Source organism: Cellulosilyticum ruminicola JCM 14822 (assembly GCF_001311925.1).
GTDB classification, from domain to species: Bacteria; Bacillota; Clostridia; order Lachnospirales; family Cellulosilyticaceae; genus Cellulosilyticum; species Cellulosilyticum ruminicola.
Window position 1 is genome coordinate 1 of sequence record NZ_BBCG01000109.1, and the last position, 5,588, is coordinate 5,588.

Annotated in this window: 4 protein-coding genes; 1 reads left to right on the top strand and 3 read right to left on the bottom strand. The window is 32.7% G+C overall.

What is annotated here, in order from left to right:
* Positions 1-197 precede the first annotated feature (197 nt).
* Complete coding sequence (locus JCM14822_RS17700; RefSeq protein ID WP_054743905.1) at positions 198-1,382, bottom strand: IS110 family RNA-guided transposase; 1,185 nt, start codon at positions 1,380-1,382, stop codon at positions 198-200.
* A 291-nt stretch (positions 1,383-1,673) separates the two neighbouring features.
* On the opposite strand from JCM14822_RS17700, the gene JCM14822_RS17705 reads away from it, so the two are divergent.
* Entirely contained in the window at positions 1,674-3,470 is a 1,797-nt protein-coding gene (locus JCM14822_RS17705; protein ID WP_172674863.1) for a bifunctional metallophosphatase/5'-nucleotidase, read from the top strand.
* A 38-nt stretch (positions 3,471-3,508) separates the two neighbouring features.
* Here the strand turns inward: JCM14822_RS17705 and JCM14822_RS17710 are convergent, their stop codons facing one another.
* Positions 3,509-4,765, bottom strand: a complete 1,257-nt coding sequence (locus tag JCM14822_RS17710; RefSeq protein ID WP_157047878.1) for a chloride channel protein — start codon at positions 4,763-4,765, stop codon at positions 3,509-3,511.
* Positions 4,766-4,919: 154 nt separating this feature from the next.
* Complete coding sequence (locus JCM14822_RS17715) at positions 4,920-5,315, bottom strand: hypothetical protein (protein WP_054743907.1); 396 nt, start codon at positions 5,313-5,315, stop codon at positions 4,920-4,922.
* Between the last annotated feature and the right edge of the window lie 273 nt (positions 5,316-5,588).

Here is a 5,588-nt window from a genome sequence, read left to right on the forward strand (position 1 = left end):
TTAATAATAAAAAATATAAATATGAGCATACATTGCGTAAAATGTAGAAATATGGTATAAAATAATAGACATTAAAAATATATTTACATAAGGAAATAGTATGAAAAAGGAAAACTAGAAGTAGACATAGCAAACAAGCCCTTGAATAGCTCCAAGAAGCGATAAATAAGATATTAAAATTTATACTTTGGGCTAAATTAAGTTGAAGAAAGTGTAGGATCTAAAATATTTACAGTATAACCATTTTGTTGTAATAAAAGAATAGCTTGATTGAGCTGATAAGTACTTGACATAACTGAAGGCTCTTTAATTACAGCAGTTAAATACAATTCATGATTAAAATTCTCTTCTTTAGAAAGCATATGGTAAATACAGGTTAGCATGGTTCTGGCAATTGCGATTAGGGCACATTGAACAAGAATAGGTTTTAGATAAGAGCCAGTTTTATTGATACGCACACTTTTCTTTTTACCTGCACTTTCATTATTTTGGGGTGTAAGCCCAGCCCAGGAACATAAATGTTTAGAACTATCAAACTTAGACATATCAACCCCTATTTCAGAAATGATGGTTGTTGTAGCAAGTTCTTTGATACCAGGAATGGTACAAATATGATTGATTTCATTCTGAAAAGGAGCTGCAAGAATTGCTATGGTTTCATCCATTAAATCAATACACTCATTAATGTAATCAAAGTGCTTAAAGGCTACAGACATTTTGGAGGCTTGTGTGGCAGAAAGTGTATGATTGGCAATAGAACGTCCAATATCTGAAGTTTTAGATTTAAGCTTTTTATGAAGTAAAGATTCATAGTCGAAATCTGTATCTTCAGGAGAAGAAATCATATGATTAATAATAGCAACGCTAGATTTATCGAAAGTGTCAGAAACAACACTAGCAATCATGATATTAGAGACGGTTAGGGAGTTTTGAAATCTATTTTTTTCACTAGAACGCATACTAACAAGTTTACGTCTATAACGTATAACATCTTTAAGATCACGAATAGATTTAGGTTGAATCAAACTGTCACGCACAAGACCATGTTTATGAAGATCAGCAATCCAGATAGAATCTTTCTTGTCTGTTTTCTTACCAGGAATAGCTTTAATATATTTAGGATTAGCTAAAGTGATATGATAAGAAGTTTCGAGGACATTAAAAATAGGAATCCAATACTTACCAGTGGATTCCATGCAGACTTCAGAGCAGTTATTATCCTTAAGCCAAGAAACGAGGCTGAGTAAATCATCGGTAAAAGTAGAAAACTGCTTAGTTTGATAGGTTGTAACATTATTTGAGTTAGTAGTGGCAAGCGTAGCGACAACAAATTTTTTGTGAACGTCTATGCCACAACAGATAGGATATACAATTTTAAGCATTTAAACACTCCTTTAGGCAAAAAAATAAAGTAAACAATCATTGACTGAATACTTAATAATAAACAAGGCTTTGCTTATGCAAAGATTAGTGTACGTGCTCAATGGCACAATTATTTGTACTTGGATAAAGTATTCGGCACATGTTAAGATACGGGATTTCCCGTAGAGAAATCGTTAATTCTCCTCCCGTGCTCTGTAGTATAATTGTTTACCTACTAAAAGTATTATAGGGGCTTAAACGTTTTTATGAATTTTTGTGCCTTGAGCACAGCGAAAGGAATGATAGTTAAGATGAAAAAAGCAAGCTTTAAATTATTAGCTACTATGTTGGTTACTGCATGTATGAGTGTCACACCGCTTTTAGCAAAAGATGCTACAACAATTACATTAATCCATACAAATGATACACATGGAAATGTTAAAGATGATGGTAAGAGTATTATTGGTTTTGCAAAATTAGCAACATATGCAAAAGAAGTAAAAGCTAATGAGAATGCAATCATAGTAGATGCAGGCGATATGTTCCAAGGTATGCCTTTTGCAAACCTTGAAAATGGACATAGCGTAATTAAAATTGCTAATGCAGTTGGATATGATGCAATGACAGTTGGAAACCATGAATTTGATTTTGGTGCAAAAAACTTCTTTGAAATTGTTAAAGTATTAAATTTCCCTGTACTTGCATCTAACTTAGTAACAGATGATGGTAAAGCTGTCTTAGAATCTTATATTGTAAAAGAAGTTGATGATGTAAAAGTAGGAATCTTCGGTATGGCTACTGAAGAAACAGCATTTAAAACACATCCTGATAATATTAAAGGATACAAATTTACGGATATGATTGCTGCCGCTCAAAAAAATGTTAAAATATTACGTGAAAAAAAAGGTGTAGATGTTGTCATTATGGTAGGACATCTTGGACTTGATGAAGGTGATTATACTTCAGATTTAGTAGCTAAAGCTGTAGAAGGCATTGATGTTATTGTAGATGGTCATAGCCATTCAAAGCTTGAAGAAGGACGCCTTGTAAATAATACTTTGATTGTAAGTACAGGTGATAAACTCAATAATGTAGGACGTGTTGAAATTACTGTAGAAGATGGAAAAGTAGAAAATAAAACAGCAAAATTAATAGGTTATAATGACTTTGCTGAAGTTACACCTAATGTAGAGGTTGCAGCTGAAATCGAAAAAGTAGAAACATCACAAAATACACTTCTTGACCGCGTAGTGGGTCAAACAAAAGTAAAATTAGTAGGTGAGCGTTCAATTGTGAGAACATGTGAAACAAATTTAGGACAACTCACAACAGATGCAATTCTCGATTTAACAGGTGCTGATGTAGCCTTTACAAATGGTGGTGGTATTCGTGCTTCGATTGAAGCTGGAGATATTACACATAAAGATATGATTACAGTATTCCCATTTGGTAACACAATAATGGTAAAAGAGATTAAAGGAAATGATCTTAAAGCAGCACTTGAACATGGCGTAAGTGAATATCCACACGAAAAAGGTGCGTTTCCTCATACAGCAGGTATGACATTTACATTAAATGCTTATAAAGAAGCTGGAAATCGTATCAGTGATCTTAAAGTAAATGGTGTAGCAGTGGATCCTAATAAAATGTATACATTTGCTACAAATGACTTTATAGCAGCAGGTGGAGATGGTTACATAATGCTTGCACAATATCCAATTAAAGCAGAATATAACACTTTAATGGATACACTTTTAGATTATGTAGAAAAATCAGGTGTAGTAGAAGGAAAATTCGAGCCACGTATGACAGTAGTAACTGAAGCACCAGTATCAGAAGCAGTAGAAAAAGTAGAAACAGGTAAAATGGTAGCACTTAGAAGTTACTTACAAGAGCAAAAATTTGAAGTAAAATATGCTAATAAACAAATTATTGCAACTAAAGAAAATATAACAATTACATTTACTATAGGACAAGCTGGTTTTACAGTAAAAGATGCGAATTCATCTTTAAATGGTAAGTTATCAACAGGTTTAAAACTTAAAAATAATACAACTTATGTAAATACTGCAGATGTAGCTAAAATTTTAGCAGACCTTGTAGCTTAATAAACATAAAAAGCGTCGCATGAAGCGGCGCTTTTATGTTATTCTGTAAACTGATTAATAAATTCAGGTTTCATTTTAGAATACATAATTTTTTGTTTAGAATAAAGTCCCTGATAACCAGAAGTCATATAACTAATAGCACAAGCTAGCATAAAGAATAAGCTGCCTTCAGGTCCGAAGAGTTCAAGACTTAAGATAAAGCTTGTAATTGGGCAATTGGTAACACCGCAAAATAGTGCAATAAGTCCAATGCTTGCACTAAAAGAAGAAGAGAAACCAAATAAGTCACCTACAAGATGTCCAAAGGTTGCACCTACAAAGAAGGCAGGAACAATTTCACCGCCTTTAAAGCCAGCACCTAATGTTAAAGATGTAAAAATAAGCTTTAGAATAAAGGCCCATGGAACAACGGTATCTTCAATAGCAGATTTGATAATAGGCATACCAGCACCTAAATAATCGGTACTACCACAGGTAAGAGTTAAGCCAAGTACTAAGAAACTTCCTACAACAATACGAATATAAGGATTTGGGAAGAATCGCTTATAGAGTCTTGTGCTTGTATGAAGTGTTTGACAGAAGATAATGCTCATGAGTGCTGTTAAAAGTGATAAGATAATAACATGAACTGTTGAGGTGATTGATAAACTAGGAATATTTACTAAGCGAAAGCTAGTTGGGGTGATTGAAAGTTTACCAGCAATACCATAGCCAATTAATGCGGAAAGTGTACAAGGTACAAGGGCTGCATAATGCATAATTCCAACACTAATGACTTCCATAGCAAAGATTGCAGCAGCCAAAGGTGTACCAAATAAAACTGAAAATCCAGTACTCATACCACACATCGTCATAATATGTAAATCTTTTTCATCTAAATGAAAGAGTTTACCAATTTGATAACTGATACTACTACCAAGCTGCAGGGCAGCACCTTCACGGCCAGAAGAACCGCCACATAGATGGGTAATTACAGTTGCCATAAAAATAAGAGGTGCTGTTTTAAAGGAAATAGGATTTGCTTCACGTATAGAAAGTAAAACTAGGTTTGTCCCTTTATCGTTTGCCATATGAGTTATATGATATAAGTAAATAATTAAGAGACCACCTAGAGGAAGTGTTAAGATAATGTACCAATGCTGTAACCTAAAAAGGGTAGCATATTCAATAGCATAATGGAATAGGGCACCTATAAAGCCAACAGTACAGCTGACAATAATAGCAAGAGTTACCCATTTAAGAAGAATAAGTATATCTTCTAAACGGGTTTTAAGAGAATCAATCAGTTGTGTCATTTTAAAAATCTCCTTATGTAATAAAACCAAAATAACTGCCGTACAATATGTACATACTAAAATTTTATATCAAAGATTTTGCAAATTCAATATGAGTTAAAAAATAAGTAAGTCACTTTGGAGTTTAAATGACTTACTTATTTAAAGTTTAGGCCTAAAATAAATTTTTAAAAGTCGTTTGATTGTAATTAGTATTCTTAAATTGTGGGAATTTTTCACGTACAATTACTGGTGTCAAAAGGCATGGTGTTGAAGAGGCAATCTTCAAATGTACCTTCAAGCAATCTATCAGATACGGATTGCACATATTGTATACGTGCTTTTTTAGATGACTTGTTAATATAACGTAATAATCACGAACATGTTTCATATTTTTTGAAATCTCACTAGATTTTAAGTGTTCCATCGTAACAGGGTGATTGGCATCAATCATGATTTCAACAACAAGTAATATGCCAATATTATGTGAAAATATTTCTTTGATGCGTGTGTCAACCACTTCATTTTTATGTTTATGATAAAGTGCAACAAGTGTTGTAAGGTTTGGCAAGACAAGCTCTTCTTGATTATAACCTTATGATCTTTAATATGTAATGTATCTAAGTGTGACATACTGTAATCTCCTTTTGTAGTAAAAATGTGATTATATCATACCACAAGTATTTACTTAGCATACGCGTTAACTTATAAATAAAATTTTTCAGTAATTAAAATAATAAAAATGGGAAACCTCTAAGTCTAATATCACTCAAACAAAGGAGATTTCCCATGCATATTGCAAGGTTAGTATCTAGACTTTTTAAATTTTTTATACCATTTATTA

Bases quoted from the DNA above. Each gene is read 5' to 3' on its own strand.
- JCM14822_RS17705 (WP_172674863.1), top strand. From the start codon at position 1,674: ATGAAAAAAGCAAGCTTTAAATTATTAGCTACTATGTTGGTTACTGCA.
- JCM14822_RS17700 (WP_054743905.1), bottom strand. From the start codon at position 1,382: ATGCTTAAAATTGTATATCCTATCTGTTGTGGCATAGACGTTCACAAA.
- JCM14822_RS17710 (WP_157047878.1), bottom strand. From the start codon at position 4,765: ATGACACAACTGATTGATTCTCTTAAAACCCGTTTAGAAGATATACTT.